Source organism: Mesorhizobium sp. M4B.F.Ca.ET.203.01.1.1, assembly GCF_004791025.1.
Lineage (GTDB): Bacteria > Pseudomonadota > Alphaproteobacteria > Rhizobiales > Rhizobiaceae > Mesorhizobium > Mesorhizobium abyssinicae.
The window spans coordinates 256,334-272,862 of record NZ_SRUO01000005.1 but is presented as its reverse complement, the minus strand read 5'-3'; the positions used below and the strand labels follow the sequence as shown (position 1 = coordinate 272,862).

At 66.0% G+C, this 16,529-nt stretch carries 13 protein-coding genes; 7 read left to right on the top strand and 6 right to left on the bottom strand.

The features are described 5' to 3' along the window. Nucleotides 1-87: 87 nt before the first annotated feature. The 5 genes from EN846_RS13955 (at nucleotide 88) to EN846_RS13935 (ending at nucleotide 5,083) form a co-directional block, all read left to right on the top strand. On the top strand, nucleotides 88-1,116 hold the full coding sequence (locus tag EN846_RS13955; RefSeq protein ID WP_127394014.1) for a Gfo/Idh/MocA family oxidoreductase: 1,029 nt from the start codon (nucleotides 88-90) through the stop codon (nucleotides 1,114-1,116). Continuing rightward, on the top strand, nucleotides 1,113-2,021 hold the full coding sequence (locus EN846_RS13950; RefSeq protein ID WP_127394015.1) for a sugar phosphate isomerase/epimerase: 909 nt from the start codon (nucleotides 1,113-1,115) through the stop codon (nucleotides 2,019-2,021). Before EN846_RS13955 ends, EN846_RS13950 begins: the two co-directional genes overlap by 4 nt. Nucleotides 2,022-2,140: 119 nt before the next feature. Further along, nucleotides 2,141-3,154: a substrate-binding domain-containing protein gene (locus EN846_RS13945; protein WP_127286432.1), complete on the top strand. Its 1,014-nt coding sequence runs from the start codon at nucleotides 2,141-2,143 to the stop codon at nucleotides 3,152-3,154. 88 nt (nucleotides 3,155-3,242) lie between these two features. Then, nucleotides 3,243-4,040, top strand: coding sequence for an ATP-binding cassette domain-containing protein (locus EN846_RS13940; RefSeq protein ID WP_127286431.1), 798 nt, complete (start codon nucleotides 3,243-3,245; stop codon nucleotides 4,038-4,040). Further along, nucleotides 4,037-5,083 carry an ABC transporter permease gene (locus EN846_RS13935; RefSeq protein ID WP_127286430.1) on the top strand — a complete coding sequence of 349 codons (1,047 nt, stop codon included), beginning with the start codon at nucleotides 4,037-4,039 and terminating at the stop codon, nucleotides 5,081-5,083. The genes EN846_RS13940 and EN846_RS13935 overlap by 4 nt, the downstream gene beginning before the upstream one ends. Nucleotides 5,084-5,092: 9 nt before the next feature. Here the strand turns inward: EN846_RS13935 and EN846_RS13930 are convergent, their stop codons facing one another. From EN846_RS13930 to EN846_RS36390, 3 genes are all read right to left on the bottom strand, one after another. Beyond that, nucleotides 5,093-7,786 (bottom strand): UvrD-helicase domain-containing protein, encoded by a 2,694-nt coding sequence (locus EN846_RS13930; protein WP_135858700.1) that lies wholly within the window; start codon nucleotides 7,784-7,786, stop codon nucleotides 5,093-5,095. 120 nt (nucleotides 7,787-7,906) lie between these two features. After that, nucleotides 7,907-9,193 (bottom strand): FAD-dependent oxidoreductase, encoded by a 1,287-nt coding sequence (locus EN846_RS13925; protein WP_245493381.1) that lies wholly within the window; start codon nucleotides 9,191-9,193, stop codon nucleotides 7,907-7,909. 236 nt (nucleotides 9,194-9,429) lie between these two features. Further along, entirely contained in the window at nucleotides 9,430-11,070 is a 1,641-nt protein-coding gene (locus EN846_RS36390) for a helix-turn-helix transcriptional regulator (protein WP_127393396.1), read from the bottom strand. A 251-nt stretch (nucleotides 11,071-11,321) separates the two neighbouring features. On the opposite strand from EN846_RS36390, the gene EN846_RS13915 reads away from it, so the two are divergent. Then, nucleotides 11,322-13,634, top strand: a complete 2,313-nt coding sequence (locus EN846_RS13915; protein WP_128346394.1) for a glucose/quinate/shikimate family membrane-bound PQQ-dependent dehydrogenase — start codon at nucleotides 11,322-11,324, stop codon at nucleotides 13,632-13,634. A gap of 8 nt (nucleotides 13,635-13,642) precedes the next feature. Here EN846_RS13915 and EN846_RS13910 read toward each other — a convergent pair whose 3' ends face one another. Further along, on the bottom strand, nucleotides 13,643-14,080 hold the full coding sequence (locus EN846_RS13910) for a hypothetical protein (RefSeq protein WP_127394066.1): 438 nt from the start codon (nucleotides 14,078-14,080) through the stop codon (nucleotides 13,643-13,645). A gap of 305 nt (nucleotides 14,081-14,385) precedes the next feature. After that, on the bottom strand, nucleotides 14,386-14,616 hold the full coding sequence (locus EN846_RS13905; RefSeq protein WP_187331273.1) for a hypothetical protein: 231 nt from the start codon (nucleotides 14,614-14,616) through the stop codon (nucleotides 14,386-14,388). Between the two features lie 51 nt (nucleotides 14,617-14,667). On the opposite strand from EN846_RS13905, the gene EN846_RS13900 reads away from it, so the two are divergent. Then, nucleotides 14,668-15,555: a dienelactone hydrolase family protein gene (locus EN846_RS13900; RefSeq protein WP_128346393.1), complete on the top strand. Its 888-nt coding sequence runs from the start codon at nucleotides 14,668-14,670 to the stop codon at nucleotides 15,553-15,555. A 2-nt stretch (nucleotides 15,556-15,557) separates the two neighbouring features. On the opposite strand, the gene EN846_RS13895 is transcribed toward EN846_RS13900, so the two are convergent. Further along, nucleotides 15,558-16,502 (bottom strand): DMT family transporter, encoded by a 945-nt coding sequence (locus tag EN846_RS13895; RefSeq protein WP_128346392.1) that lies wholly within the window; start codon nucleotides 16,500-16,502, stop codon nucleotides 15,558-15,560. Between the last annotated feature and the right edge of the window lie 27 nt (nucleotides 16,503-16,529).

Below are 16,529 nucleotides of genomic sequence, written 5' to 3'. Positions count from 1 at the left end.
GTAAACGTTTACGGAAAAACGTTTACGGTGACGCCGTGGATGCCGTGACGATCGGCCTGGAGGGGTCGAGCGGAGGAGGAGCGCTGGATGAAGGTCGTCCTGGCCGGCTGCGGAGCCATGAGCAAGCAGTGGCTCGATGCCGCGAGGCAGATCGACGGGCTGACGATTGCCGGCCTTGTCGATCTTGATGCCGAGCGGGCGCAGGCGAGGGCAAGCGAATACGGGCTTGCCGGGGCCGTCATCGGCACCAGCCTCGATGCCGTCCTCGACGAGACCAAGCCTGACGCAGTGTTCGACGTCGTCGTTCCCGCCGCCCGCCGTGACGTCGCGCTTTCGGCCTTTGCCCACAATTGCCATCTGCTGACCGAAAAGCCGCTCGCCGACAGTCCGGAAAATGCGCGCGCCATCATCGAGGCCGCGCGCCGGGCGGGGCGCGTCCATGCCGTCGTGCAGAACCGCCGCTATGTCGCCAATGTCCGGCGCATCCGCCGCTTTCTCGACTCGGGCGCCATCGGCAAGCCGACCAGCATCCATGCCGACTTCTTCGTCGCGCCGCATTTCGGCGGCTTTCGCGAGGAGATGTCCCATGTGCTGCTGCTCGACATGGCGATCCACACCTTCGATGCCGCCCGCTACATGGCCGCCGGCGAGCCGGCCAGCGTCTACTGCCAGGAGTGGGAGCCGGCCAGTTCCTGGTACCGGCAGGGATCGTCGGCGAGCGCCGTCTTCGATTTCGGCGGCGGCAAGGTCTTTACCTATGCGGGCAGCTGGTGCGCCGACGGCTTCCGGACCAGCTGGGAAGGGAGCTGGCGCATCGTCGCCGAGCGCGGCAGCCTGCTCTGGGACGGCTTTGATGGGCTGAAGGCGGAGGTGGTGGCTGCGGGCCGCGACGGCCTGTTCGACAAGACCCAGCCAATCGAGGTGCCGCCACTCGACGCATCCGACCGCGTCGATGGCCATCTCGGCATCATCAGGGATTTCATGCACGCGATCGAAACCGGCGCCGAGCCGGAAACGCGCGGCACCGACAACATCAACAGCCTGGCCATGGTCTTCGGCGCGATCGAAAGCGCCGAGACCGGACGCCGCGTGGCGATCGCCAGGGATGCGCAATGATGCCAAACCCGCTCCTCGACATCAGGATCGGCACCATGGTCAGGGCCAATCTCGACGACCCGGCCGCCTACATCAAACAGATCCTGCCGCTCGGCTTCGAGAGCATCCAGCCCTTCTTCTGGCAGACGCTGGGCGGCAAGGACCTGCCGCGGCTCGCCGGCCAGATCCGCGAGGCGATCGGCGATGCCGACGTCACCGTCTCGTCGATCGGCGTGTTCGGCAATCCGCTGGAGAGCGGCGAGGTCGACCGCGGCGTGCTCGCCGCCTGGGAGACGGTGATCGATCATGCGCATCTGTTCGGCGCTTCCACGGTCAGCGGCTTCACCGGCCGTATTCGCGGCAAGCCGCTGACCGACAGCCTGCCGCGCTTCCGCGAGGTCTGGGGGCCGCTGGCGAAGCGCGCCGCCGACAAGGGCGTGCGCATCGCCTTCGAGAATTGCGCGATGGATGGCAACTGGGCCAGCGGTGACTGGAACATCGCCCACAATCCGGATGCCTGGGAGCTGATGTTCAACGAATTGCCGGATGACAATCTCGGCCTCGAATGGGAGCCCTGCCATCAGCTCGTCTACCTGATCGACCCGATGCCGCAGATCCGCAAATGGGCGCCGCGCATCTTCCATGTCCACGGCAAGGACGCCACCGTGCGCTGGGACGTCATCCGCGAGCACGGCGTGTTCGGCCGGCTGCCCTTCGTGCAGATGCGCACGCCGGGCTTCGGCGACAGCGACTGGACGCGGGTGATCAGCGAATTGCGGCTGGCCGGCTACAAGGGCGCCATCGACATCGAGGGCTGGCACGACCCTGTCTATCGCGACGACCTGGAGATCACCGGGCAAGTGCGCGCGCTGGATTATCTCAAGCAATGCAGGGGAGGTGCCAGCTACCTGCCAAATCCGATGTGAGGCCAAAGTTGATGTGAGGATTGGCCGGCGGGAGGAGCCGGCCGGCCAGTTTTGCGGCGCACTGCCGAAGCGAATGTCGAAAACCCTCGCTTGGCGAGGAAACAAAGGGAGGAACGTGCATGAGCATCGCGTTTAGAACGACACTTCTGCGCACGACCGTCGTGGCCGCAGCCACGGCGCTTGCCGCCGCCATCTCCACCTTGCCGGCGCAGGCGCTGGATGCCCAATGGTGCAAGGACGTCCACATCCGCTTCTTCGTCGGCGGCGCGGAGGGCGACGCCTTCGGCACCATCGTCTACAATGGCGCCAAGCAGGCGGCCGCCGATCTCGGGCCTAAGGTCGACTACATCTTCTCGCAGTGGGATTCCGAGAAGATGGTGCAGCAGTTACGCGAGGCCGTCGCCGTGAAACCCAACGGCATCGCCATGATGGGCCATCCGGGCGACGCCGCGATCATGCCTCTGGCCGAGCAGGCGCACAAGGACGGCATCAAGATGATGTACCAGAACGTTCCGGTGCCGAAGGTGGTGGAAGCGTTCGGCGGCGGCTATGTCGGCGCCCAGCAGGAGCAGCAGGGCCGTGCACTCGGCGCCGAGGCCATCAAGCTCGGCAAGCTCAAGTCCGGCGACAAGGCGATCATGATCGGCCCGTTCGAGAACGAGGCCCGCGGCGCGCGAGAGCGCGGCACGGTGGCCGTACTCAAGGAGGCCGGCATCAGTGTCATCCAGCTGCCGTCACCGCCGAGCGGCGAATGGGCATCCGACCCCAATCTGGCGATTCCGGTGATCACCGCGGCCCTGCTCAACAACCCTGATATCAAGGCGGTCGGCTATCCCGGCGGCCAGATGCTGGGCAATGTCGCCACCTACATGCAGGCGGCGGGAAGAAAGCCCGGCGAGATCTTCAATTTCGGCTTCGACACCAGCCCGCAGATCGTCGAGGGCTTCAAGGGCGGCTGGGTGCAGCTGACGGCCGACCAGCAGCCCTTCCTGCAGGGCTACCTGCCGATCCTCAGCCTCTGCCAGCAGGTAGTGCTGGGTCTGGCGCCGATGAATGTCGATACCGGCGCCGGCTTCGTGACGCCGCAGAATTACGAGATCGTCGCCGAGCTGGCCAAGCAGGCGCTGCGCTGACCTCCCAAGCCGTCGGCCGGGATTTCGCCCGGCCGGCGGGGCCGCCGGCGAGGAGACCGGCAAGACAGACAATCCGAGCGAGGATCGCATGGGCGAACGCATCATCGAACTGCGCGACATCAAGAAGTCGTATGGCCAGGTCTATGCGCTTGGCGGCGTCAACCTCAGCGTCGACCGCGGCGAGGTGGTCGGCCTGATCGGCGACAATGGCGCCGGCAAGTCGACGCTGATCAAGATCCTGTCAGGCGTGGTCAAGCCGACCAGCGGCGAGATCCTGGTGCGCGGCAAGCCGGTCAGCGGATGGAGCGCGGCGCGCTCGCGCGATGCCGGCATCGAGACGGTGTTCCAGGACCGGGCGCTGGCGGTGCAGCAGACGATCGTGCGCAACATCTTCATGGGTCGCGAACTGACCAGCTGGATGGGCTGGCTGAAGGTCAACAAGGAGATCGAGGAGGCGAGCCGGCTGATGCGGGAGATCGGCTTCACCTCGAAAGTGTTCACGCCGCACTCGATCGTCGGCCAGCTTTCGGGCGGCGAACGCCAGGGCGTGGCGATCGCGCGCGCCATCTACAAGCAGGCGGAGCTGATCATCCTCGACGAGCCGACGACGGCGCTGTCGCTGACCGAGACCGCCAAGGTCTTCCACTTCGTGCGCCAGGTGCGGGCGAGCGGCCGGTCGATCCTGTTCATCGGCCACAACATCCACCACGTCTTCGACATTGCCGACCGCTTCGTGGTGCTCGACCGCGGCAAGGTGGCGCTGACCGCCGACCGCAGCCAGATCAAGTCGGCGGAAGATCTCATCAACTTCATGGAAGACGTGGCGCATCCGGGCGGCCTGCCCGGACTGCACGAGGCGGGCGAAGCGGAGCAGGGAGCGCGATGAGCAAGGCCATGGAACCCGATCTGCAATCTCCCCTGGGAAGAACAAGCGGCCAGGCAGGCAAGGAATGGAGCCATCCATCCGACCACTGGCTGCGCGGCTTCGTCATCGACAACCGCGCCGCGCTCGGCACGCTCGGCGTGTTCATCTTCATGATGGCGGTGTTCATCATCGCCAATCCGACGGTGTTCACCACCTGGTATCTCTACAGCTCGGTACTGACGACGCTTCCCGTTGCGCTGTTCGTGGTGGTGCCGCTGGTCTTCGTCGTCACCTGCGACGAGATCGACCTGTCGTTCCCGGCAACGATGGGTTTTGCCTCATGGGTCTTCGCACTGGTCGTGCAGGCCGGCTATGATCCGTTCCTCGGCATCGCCGCCGCGCTGGTCACCGGCACGCTGCTCGGCTTCCTGGTCGGATCGCTGGTCGTCTATGGCGGACTGTCGTCGCTGATCGCCACGCTCGGCATGAATTTCCTGTTGCGCGGCCTGATCCAGATCATCAACGAGGGCAGGTCGATGGCGCTGACCGGCCTTGCCGACAGCTCAGCCTACAAGATCTTCTCGAGCCAGCTCTGGGGCATCCCGGTGCAGGTCTTCTGGGCCATCGCCTTCGTCGTTTTCTCGGCGCTGCTCTACAACCGCCACCGCTTCGGCGCGCAGGTGAGGGCAGTCGGCGACAATCCGGACAGCGCCAAGCAGATGGGCATCGACGTCAAGCGCGTCAAAGTCAAGGTGTTCGTCTTCACCGGCATCGGGGCGGCGATCGCCGGCACCTTCTCGGTGATGATCAACTTCACCTGGTGGCCGACGGCCGGCGACGGCTATCTGCTGCCGGTGCTGGCCTCGGTGTTCGTCGGCGGCACGCCGACCTGGGGCGGCATCGGCACGGTGGTCGGCGGCGCGATCGGCGCGGTGACCGTGTCGTTCATCCAGACCGGCGTGGTGGCGGCGGGGCTGAGCGGCTTCTACGTGCAGTTCTTCAACGGGCTGATCATCATCTTGTCGCTGCTCGGCCATAAGTGGAACCAGGCGAGGTATCGGTGAGGGAATTGCTCACACGCCGGTGACAAAGCCGTCCAGCACGCGTTTCTGGCCGGCCTTGTCGAAGTCGATGGTGAGCTTGTTGCCTTCGATTGCCGCAATGTTGCCGTTGCCGAATTTCTGGTGGAAGACGCGGTCGCCGACGCTGAAGGCCGACGGCTTGTCGGCGACGGACTTGGCGACCAGTTCGCCGTCGATGGTGCGACCTTTGACGCTGGTGCGGCCGGCGCCGTAGCCGCTGTCGGTCTCGCCATAGCCGATGCGCTCGACCTGGTGGCCGGAGCGCGTGCCCCAGTTGCGATCGGTGGCCTCGGTGCGGTTGGCCTGCGCGCGCTGCCAGCCCGGCGTCGAATAGGTGTTGGAGAAGGATTTTTCCTCGCCGATATTGTCGAAGCGCGAGGCGCCGTAGGGGTTCTGCCGGCTGCCGCGTCCGGAGGCGAACGAGCCGCCGCCGTAGCTGTTGCCGTAGCCGCCATATGAGTTGCCGCTCTCGGCGACCTCGACATGGGTTTCCGGCAATTCGTCGAGGAAGCGCGACGGGATGGTCGATTGCCACAGGCCGTGGATGAGGCGATTGGAGACGAACCAGATGTGCAGGTTCTTCTTGGCGCGTGTTAGGCCGACATAGGCGAGGCGGCGCTCCTCCTCGAGGCCGGAACGGCCGCCTTCGTCGAGCGCGCGCTGGTGCGGGAACAGGCCTTCTTCCCAGCCGGGGAGGAAGACGGTCTCGAACTCGAGACCCTTGGCCGAATGCAGCGTCATGATCGAGACCGCATCGAGCGACTCGCTCTGCTCGGCCTCCATGACCAGCGCGACATGCTCGAGGAAGGCGCGCAGCGATTCGTACTCCTCCATGGAGCGGATCAGCTCCTTGAGGTTTTCCAGCCGCCCGGGCGATTCGGCCGAGCGGTCGTTCTTCCACATGTCGGTGTAGCCGCTCTCCTCCAGGATGGTCTCGGCGAGCTCGGTGTGCGGCGTGGTCTCCAGCGCCTTTTGCCAGCGCTCGAAATTGGCCGCGACCTCGCGCAGGGCGGCGCGCGGCTTCGGCTTCAGCTCGTCGCTTTCGGCGAGGTTGCCGGCGGCTTCCAGCATCGGGATGCGGAGCGCCCGCGCCGTGTCGTGGATCTGGCGGATGGTGGCTTCGCCGAGCCCACGCTTCGGCACGTTGACAATGCGCTCGAAGGCGAGGTCGTCGCCGCCGTTGGCGACGACGCGGAAGAAGGCAAGCGCGTCGCGGATTTCCATGCGCTCGTAGAAACGCGGGCCGCCGATGACGCGGTAGCTCAGGCCGAGCGTGATGAAGCGTTCTTCGAAAGCGCGCATCTGGAAGGATGCGCGCACAAGGATCGCCATGTCGTTCAGATTGTGCCGATTCCCTTGTTTATCGGGGCGCTGATAGGCCTCGATGGTCTCGCCGACGGCGCGCGCCTCTTCCTCCGAATCCCAGGCGGCGTGGACATGCACCTTGTCGTCCTCGGGGTCGTTTCGGTCGGTGAACAGCGTCTTGCCGAAGCGGCCTTCGTTGAAGGCGATGAGATGCGAGGCGGCGCCGAGGATATGCGCGGTCGAGCGATAGTTGCGTTCGAGCCTTATGATGGTGGCGCCGGGGAAATCCTTGTCGAAGCGCAGGATGTTGTCGACCTCGGCACCGCGCCAGCCATAGATCGATTGGTCGTCGTCGCCGACACAGCAGATGTTGACGGTGGCCGGGCGGGAATTCCCCTTGAGGGGAGAGTGGCCGGGCGAAGCCCGGTCGGGTGGGGTCCTCGCGGCAGTGCTCGACGCCCCTGTGCTCGATGACCGGGCGGTGCCTTCTGCGGCGACCCCCTCCGCCCGCTTCGCGGGCACCTCCCCCTCAAGGGGGGAGGATTGCGGCCGCTGCGCCAGCAGGCGCAGCCACATATACTGCGCGGTGTTGGTGTCCTGGTACTCGTCGACGAGGATGTATTTGAAGCGCCTGTGGTAGTCCTTCAGCACATCCGGATAGGCGCGGAAGATACGGATCGGATGGCAGAGCAGGTCGCCGAAATCGCAGGCGTTCAGGGTCTGCAGCCGCTCCTGATAGGCCTTGTAGAGCTCGCGCCCCTTGCCGTTGGCGAAGCTGCGGGCGTCGCCCTCCGGGATGTCGGCGGGGCCGAGCCCCTTGTTCTTCCAACCGTCGATCATCTGGGCGAACTGCTTGGCCGGCCAGCGCTTGTCGTCCAGCCCCTCGGCCTGGATGAGCTGCTTGATCAGACGCACGACATCGTCGGTGTCGAGGATGGTGAAATCGGATTTCAGCCCGGCGAGCTCGGCGTGGCGGCGCAGCAGCTTGACGCCGATCGAGTGGAAGGTGCCGAGCCACGGCATGCCCTCGATCTTTTCGCCGACGAGTAGGCCAATACGGGTCTTCATCTCGCGTGCGGCCTTGTTTGTGAAGGTGACCGCGAGAATCTCCCATGGATTCGCTTTATGGGTTGAAAGGATGTGGGCGATGCGGGTGGTGAGCACGCGCGTCTTGCCGGTGCCGGCGCCGGCCAGCACCAGTACCGGGCCTTCGGTCGTCTCGACCGCCAGCCGCTGCTCGGGGTTCAGGCCCTTCAGATAGTCGGGCGCGCTGTTCTGGCCGCTGCGGGCGGCCATGGCGCGCGCGGCTATGCCGGACGGGGCCGCGGGCCGCGCATTCGGTTCGTCAAAAAAGGGCATGTCTTCCGAAAAGCCGGACATTGCCCCCGAATGTAGTGATTCGGCAGCGAAAGGCCAGAAGTGTCTATGTTTTGTTCTGGTTTGGCGACACGATTGCCGGGCGTGGTGGCTTTTCCAGCGCCGGCAAGCGCCTCGAAGCCCTTATCCGGCGGCTGCCCGCATGCGCTCGCCGATCTTGTCGGCGACGTAGCCGGCATCGCGTGCCGCGCCGTGGATCATGGTGGAGGAGGTCGAGTGCTGGAAATGCAGGCCGCAGACATACAGTCCCGGTTCGCCTTCGACGGCGCCGCGATACTGCTTCACCCGGCCGGTGTCGTCGAAGATCGGCAGCTTGATCCAATCGAGCCCGGCCCGGAACCCGGTGCACCAGATGATGTTGGCAACGTCGAGAAGCTGGCCGTCGTCGAGCAGCGGCTTGCCGTCGCGGGCACTGGCGACGCGGGCGACCCGGCGGACGCCGGCGGCGTCCAGATCCTGCGGCTTGACCCGGATCAGCGGCAGGCCATGCGACAACTGCTCCGGCTTGGCCTTGCGGCCCATCGGCGTATCGACGGTGAGCAAACGGTGGAAAACGATGCGCAAGACCACCGGCAGGACCAAACGCATCGCGAAGTAGCCATTGTAGGCGACCGGGATGTGGCCTGGATGGCGGCCCGACAGCCACACTTGATGCGTTCGCGCGACATCCATGGCGATTTCCGCACCGGAATTGCTGGCGCCGACAAGAAGCACGCCACCTGCCTTGAGCTGTTCCGGGTTCTTGTAGGCAACCGAATGCAATTGCCGGATCGACGGATCGAACGACGCCGCGAAATCCGGGATCTTCGGCTTCTGATAGCTCGAGGCGGCGGCGACGACGTGCTTGGCGATGTAGCGGGTCTGGCCTGATGTGACGATGTAGCGCTCGCCGGAACGGGTCACCTCGTCGACCTTGACGCCAGTGCGCACCGGCAAGGCAAACCTCCGCGCATAGGCCTCGAGATAGTCGGCCATTTCGTCCTTGGTCGGGAATGAATAGCGCGCGGCGGGGAAGGGCATGCCGACCAGACCGTCGAAGCGTGCCGGGGTAAACAGGCGCAGCGAATCCCAGCGCGAGCGCCAGATGTCGCCGACGCGTTCGCGGCCCTCCAGGATGACGAACTTCACTCCCTTGCGGGCGAGGTGATAGCCGACGGAAAGACCGTTCTGGCCGGCGCCGATGACCACGACGTCGACATGTTCTTCCCTGAGCGCAGGCCGCGTTTCGTCGCCTGATGATGGATCGCTGCCGATTGCCTGCAGAGCATCGGCCTCCAGGTGCATGAAGGCCGCTCCCGGTTCCAGCAACGCGCCGGCGCGTGCCCTGGTTTCGGCGATGCGAATGTTGTGACGACCGCGCAGGGTCATTGCCTGCATCGCGGCCGGTCCGGATGTCGAAGTCGGGTTCATGATCGCTCCATTTGGTTCGTCACTGGCGGACCAAAAATAAGGGAACGGCGCCGCGGCGCTTCGGGGAGACACCTCACGAGTCAGAAAAATGCGATGGGGATTTTTCCCCATGCCGCTAGAGCGTTTCATCGTTTCACGGAAACGCCGAACCGCTCAATCTCTTTGCTTTGACGTAATTCCGAACGGAAACCGTTTCACACTTTTCTGGAATTGCTCGAGGTCAGAAGGTCGTTGCGTCAGAGCAGGCCGTTCTGAAAGCCGTAGGCTGTGGCAGCCGCGCGCGAGTTGACCGCCAGCTTGTCGAATATGTTGCTGAGATGCCGGTCGACGGTCTTTTCGCTGAGACCAAGGTCGGTTGCTATCGTCCTGTTGGTCTTGCCGGTGGCGACAAGGCCAAGAACTTCGATCTCGCGCCGGGTCAGCCCATGCGAAGGCAAGCTCGTCGGCCGGGTCAGTGCGGCGACCCGGGCGAGGTCGGGCGCGGCGCCGAGGCCGGCAAAAACCGTACGGGCGGCATCGAATTCGAGCTCGGTGCCGTCTTCGTCGCCAAGCATGCGGCAGGCCTGCCCGGCAAGCACGCGCAGCCGCGCCTCGAGATAGGGAGCGCCGGCACGCTGCCAGGTCGTCAGCGCGGCGCGGAAATGGCCGAGCGCGGTCGCGGCGCTGCCTTCGTGCAAGTCGATCTCGCCTCTCGCCTGCGAGGCCATCGCCGCCAGGATGTCGGTCGCGAAACGGCTGGCGATCGCTTCCAGCTCCTGGCAGGCGTCGCGTGCCTCCTCGATTGCGCCGGCGGCGATCATGATCTCGACCAGAGCCGGCAGCAGGCGGGCGCGGCCGAGTGGAGCCTTGGTCGTGGCGAGCACGCGGCGAAGGGTTGCCGCAGCCTGTTCGGCCCGGCCCTGCGCCAGCCGCAGCAGCGCCATGCCGGGCTGCGGTTCGAGCCCGAGCCGGCTGGCAGTGCGGTAGAGGTCCTCGGCGGCGGCGAACTCGCCGCGCAAGCGATGGATTTCGGCCTCCTGGTAGGCCGCGCCCGCCGCCGCCTCGCTGGCCGTGGTATGGGCCAACGACGTCGTCGCGCGGCGTGCCTCGGCGATCGCATCCTGCCAGGCGCCGTTCAATTCCATGATCTCGGCGCGGTGCAAAAGGCAGACGCCGTTGAACTGGACAAGCTGCGGCTGAGTTCCGCACCAGTTCGACAGCGCCTCGGTCCATTCGCGCGAGCGGTCGAGCGCATAGACCTGCCGGCATGCGGCGATGAGGTTGCAGTAGATCAGGCCGGTGACGATGGGCGAGAGCTTTCCGTCGACGGCCGGCAGCATGGCCTCGTCGAGCGAGGCGATGCCTTCGTCGATCCGGCCCTGCCGTACCAGCGCACGGCCGAGATAGCATCTGGCGAAGGCGACGAGGTCGATATCGCAACAGCGCTCGCCGATCGCCAGGGCCTGGCTCGCCAGCGGCGCGGCGGCCGGATCGTTACCCGTCATGAGTTCCTTCTGGGCCGCCAGCAAGATCAGATAGCCATGCGCCGCGCATTCGCGACCGAAGCCGTCGGCCAGGCGCTGGGCCTGCTGGATGCAGGCCGTCGCGTGGCCTTCCTCGCCGAGGGCGAGAAGGCGGAAGCCGCGAAAGAACGCCCAATACGCCGCCCGGTCGTAACGGCCCGCTTCGACATAGGCCTCGAACAGGCGGTCACCGGCGACCTGGCTGTCCTGATCGCGGTCGAGCATGGCGGCCGACCAGAGCTGCCGTTCGAGATCGTCCGGGCCCAGCGGCGCGATCGCGTCCGTAGCCTGCAGAAGCGCGAACGCATCCGCCCATGCCCGCTGCGCGTAAGCGTGGCGGGCCTTTTCAAGCAACGAGGCGGCGTCGGCCTTCATCGGCAAAGCATAGCATCGCCCGATTGCCGGCAGAAGAATGGCGACCGCCAGGCTTCGTCATTTCGACGTGAACGGACAGGACCGAGCAATGCCCGCGACATCGTTGGATATTGTCCTGCTAATTTGACACCTCGCGCGAGCGGGCAGAAAACTACGGCGGCGAGGTGAAACAGACTCGAAAGCGCGTTACGGTTGCATTTGGCGACGGCGGTTTCCGGACGCTCGCCTGCTGCGCCTGAAGGAGTGTCGTCATGGCAACCATCCTCACCGCCGTAATCCTTGCTCTCATCGGTCTGGTTCTTGGCGGCGGCGGCATCCGGTTGGCGATGCTCGGCGGCAGCTGGTACTACGTCATTGTCGGCCTTGCTTTCCTAATCACCGCCTGGCTGCTGTTCCGGCGCAGGTCGACAGGACTTTGGCTCTATGCGGCGATCGTGATCGGCACGCTGTGCTGGGCGGTCTGGGAAGCCGGCTTCGACTGGTGGGATCTGGGTCCGCGCGGCGGCGTCATCGTGCTTTTGGCGCTGTGGCTGCTGACGCCTTGGGCGAGGCGAGGGCTCACCGGTCCCGATGGACGCGCGCCGCTGATCCTGGCGGTGCTGGCCTCGCTGGCCGTGGCCGGCTATTCGATGACCGCCGACCCAAAGGACATTGCCGGCGAGCTCAGCGCCGACAAGGTGACGCCGACGGCCGATCTCGGCGGCAACGTGCCGGAAGGCGAATGGCACTTCTACGGGCGCACGCCCTTCGGCCAGCGCTATTCGCCGCTCAACCAGATCACCGTGGACAACGTGGCTTCGCTGCAGCCGGCCTGGACCTATCGTACTGGCGACGTGAAGGGTCCGGACGACATCGGCGAGACGACCTATCAGGTGACGCCGCTGAAGATTGGCGATGCGCTCTACATCTGCACGCCGCACAATTTCGCCATCGCCATCGATGCCACGACCGGCAAGGAGAAATGGCGCTTCGACCCGAAGATCAAGCTCGATCCGAACCGGCAGCACCAGACCTGCCGCGGCGTGTCCTATTATGCCGACGGCAAGGTCGCCGCCGGCCAGCCATGCCCCGCGCGCGTCTATCTGCCGACCTCCGACGCGCGGCTGATCGCGCTCGACGCCGCGAACGGGCAGGTGTGTGCATCCTTCGCCGAGGGCGGCACGCTGAACCTGCTCGCCAACATGCCGTATCCGAAATCGGGCTACTACTATTCGACCTCGGCGCCGCTCATCGTCGGCGGCAAGATCATCGTCGGCGGCGCGGTCAACGACAATTATTCCACGCAGGAACCGTCGGGCGTCATCCGCGCCTTCGACGTCGACAGCGGCGCGCTGCTGTGGAACTGGGATTCCGGCAATCCGGACCAGACGACGCCGCTGCCGGCCGGCCAGACCTACACCAACAACTCGCCCAACATGTGGTCGACGCCGAGCGCCGACGAGAAGCTCGGCCTGCTCTACGTGCCGCTCGGCAACCAGACGCCGGACCAGCTCGGCGCCGGGCGCAGCGCCAATGTCGAGAAATTCTCGTCCTCGATCACCGCGCTCGACCTCAACAGCGGGCAGGTGCGCTGGGTGCGGCAGACCGTGCATCATGACCTTTGGGACATGGACGTGCCGGCGCAGCCATCGCTGGTCGACATCACCACGTCGAGCGGCGTCGTGCCGGGGCTGGTCGGGCCGACCAAGCAGGGCGATCTTTACGTGCTCGACCGGCGCAGCGGCGAGCCGATCATTCCCGTCAAGGAGGTGCCGGCCCCGGGCGGCGCGATCGAGGGCGACCACACCTCGCCGACGCAGCCGGAATCGGACCTCTCCTTCAATCCGAAGCCGCTGACCGGCGCCGACATGTGGGGCATCACCATGTTCGACCAGCTGGCCTGCCGGATCGAGCTCAAGGGCCTGCGCTATGAGGGCCGCTACACGCCGCCATCCGAGCAGGGCTCGCTGGTCTATCCCGGCAATTTCGGCGTCTTCAACTGGGGCGGCGTGGCGGTCGATCCCGTCCGGCAGGTGATGTTCGGCATGCCGACCTATCTGGCGTTCAAGTCGCAGCTCATCCCGCGCGACCAGGTGCCGCCGCCGGACGAAGGACGCGGCAGCGAGCAGGGGCTTAACCGCAACGAGGGCGCGCCTTACGCGGTGGTAATGGGGCCGTTCCTGTCGCCGCTCGGCATCCCTTGCCAGGCGCCGCCCTGGGGCTATGTCGCCGGCGCCGATCTCAGGACCGGCAAGATCGCCTACAAGCACCGCAACGGCACCGTGCGCGACATGACACCGTTGCCGCTGCCGTTCAAGGTCGGCGTGCCGGGCATTGGCGGGCCGATGATCACCGCCGGTGGCGTCGCGTTCCTGGGGGCGGCTGTCGACGATTATCTGCGCGCCTATGATCTGACGACCGGCAGGCAGCTTTGGAAGGCCAGGCTGCCGGCCGGCGGCCAGTCGACGCCGATGACCTATACGGTCGCCGACGGCCGCCAGTTCGTGGTCATCGTCGCCGGCGGCCACGGCTCGGTCGGCACCAAGCCGGGTGATTATGTGATGGCTTACGCTTTGCCGAAGTGAAGGCCTGTTCAGAGCCCGAGGTGGCCTTTGAGGCCCGGCACCGAGCCAAGCACCTGATTGGTGAGATCCGGGCCGGCGGCGGCTTCCGCTTGCTGGACCAGCGTGGCGCCGGCCTTTTGAATCTGCGCCATGTCGAGGCCGGAGGCCCTGAGCGCGGCGATGCCGTTGATCAGCGCGCCGGTCTTCTCGCCGAGCACGCCGCCAAGCGCCCCCTGCAGCGACGACAGCAGGCCGCCGCCCGAGCCGCTGGAAGCACCTGCGGCCATGACATCATATTTCCGGGCCAGCGCATCCGCGCCGGGGATCCTGGCAAAGAAGCTCGAGGCGCTGGTGCCGTCCGCCTCGTGCTCGAGCACCGAGAAGATGGTGCCGACGACCTTTTCCGTCACCGCCTGGTCGAGGCCGGCCTTGGCGGAGACGGTGTTCACGATGTCCTGAACGTCCATGGTCTTCCCCTCGGTGTTGGCGCTTAGTTGCCGGATTTCGCGCGGCCGGGCCGGCGTTGCTCGCTTCTGACTTTGACCGCCTCCCGGCTGAGGGCCGCGGATCGCAGCGCCAGGAGGGCCGCGCTGGCCAGCATGAGCGCGCTTGCGACGATCGGAGGGGACAAGGTCATGAGCGTTGTTCCTTCTCTTCAGGCATCGCCGTGGCAGGCGAAGCCGATCTCAGCTTCCCCTTATATTGTGGCAACGCCATCAAGATTTGCCGAAATGACCAAAATGTGATGGGGCCCTGGACGGGCCGCCCCGCCTCAGGGCTTTGGTGCCGAGACCAGCAGGTAGGCCTTGGAGACAGCGCCGAAATAACCGGCGATCAATCGGCAGACGAGGGCGGTGCCGAGGCTGGACTTCAGGCTCATGGCGCCCTTGCGCCGTTCCGAGGCCGGCCATGCGATGAGGCTGCGGCGGAAGCCGCCGAGGCAGTCGTCAGTCCTGTCTTCCACCTCGACGTCCTCAAAGCCGACGGCTTCGAAATGGACCAAGCGCCTTCCAACCCTATCTTGCCCGGTGGGGGGACAGTCGAGGAATGAGCCATGACCACAGCCGCCGCCGAGCCCGTCATCACCCAGGCGATGATCGATGCCTATGATGAATACACGCATCTGACGCTCGACCGGCGCCGTTTCATGGAACAGCTGACGAGGCTTGCCGGATCTGGCGCGGCAGCCGCCGCCATCGTGCCGTTGCTGGCGGCGAATCCCGCCCGGGCGGCGATCGTCGCCGAGGACGATCCGCGCGTGAAGGGTGAGGACATCACCTATCCCGGCAGCGGAGGCGAGATGAAGGGCTATCTGGTCGAACCGGCCGACCGGTCCGGCAAGCTCGGCGCCGTCATCGTCATCCACGAGAACAGGGGGCTCAACCCGCACATTAGGGATGTTGCGCGGCGGGTGGCGCTGGAAGGGTTCGTCGCGCTGGCGCCGGACTTCATGTCGCCGCTCGGCGGCACGCCTGAGAATGAGGACAAGGTGCGCGAACTGTTCGCGACGCTCGATCCCGCGCAGGTCGCCGCCAACGCCGTGGCGACGGTCACGTTCCTCAAGGGCTACAAGGACGGCAACGGCAAGGTCGGCGCCGTCGGTTTCTGCTGGGGCGGCGGCGCAGTCAACACGCTTGCCGTCAATTCGCCGGATCTGAGCGCAGGGGTCGCCTATTACGGCATGCAGCCGAAGCCCGACGACGTGCCGAAGATCAAGGCCGCGCTGCTGCTCCACTATGCCGGCCTGGATGCGCGCACCAATGCCGGCATCGATGCCTTCAAGAAGGCGCTCGACGCGGCGCATGTCGAGTACGCGGTCTATGTCTATGAGGGCGCCAACCATGCTTTCAACAACGACACCTCGGCGGCTCGCTACGACAAGAGGGCGGCCGACCTCGCCTGGGGCCGGACGGTCGCTTTCCTGAAGGAGAAGCTTGCCTAGCCTTATGGCGCTCGTTCTGGGGCCGGCTTGTGCAAGGCGACGCCGGCCACCACCAGCGCGATGCCCAGGCAATCGCCGAGGCTCGGAACCTGCCTCAGCACGATGATGCCGATCAGTGTCGCGCTGAGCGGCAGCAGCGACAGCATCAGCGCGAAGCTGGCGCGCGGCAGCCGCGCCATGGCGAGTTGATCGCAGATATAGGGGATGACCGAGGAGCAGATGCCGACGCCGATGGCGGTGATGAGCAGCGACGGCGCGGAAAAGGCCGGCAGCGCCTCGGTGAGGCCGATGGGCAGCACGACGAGGAAGGCGATCGTCATTGCCGCGCCCAAGCCGGCAATGCCGGCGCCCGCGCCGGACGCCGCGACGCGGTGGCCGAGCACGATGTAGCCGACGAACAGAGCGCCGTTAAGGAAGGCCCAGAACAGGCCGACCGGGTCGCTCGACCATTTGACGTCGATCAACAGCAAGGTGCCGGTGACGGCAATGGCGAGCGCCGCGAGGTTGCGCGGACTGCGCAGGCCGACGAGCGCGACGGCGATGGTGCCGACAAACTCGATCGCCGCGACCAGCGAGATCGGCAGGCGGTCGAGCGCGAGATAGAAGGAACAGTTCATCACCGCCAGGCAGGCGCCGAAGGCGACGAGCAACAGCCGTGTCGGCCGGTCGGCGCGGGCGAAGACTCTCCATGGCCGGGTCAGCGGCGCGAAGACGAGGGCGGCGGTGGCGATGCGCAGCCAGGCCATGCCGAGCACGCCGACCTTAGCGAAAAGCAGCACCGCGAAGGCCGGCCCAAGATAGTGGAACACGGCGCTGACGCCGAACCACAGATGTGGCGGCAGCTCCGTCGCCAAGGTGGAAAGGGCAGGGCCGGCAAGGCTTTGGCTGGCGCTGTCTGGCTTGTCGAGGGCGGGGCTTGCCGCCGAGGCTTGCGCTTGATTTCTCATGCGATCACTATCGCAGGCGGATCGCGC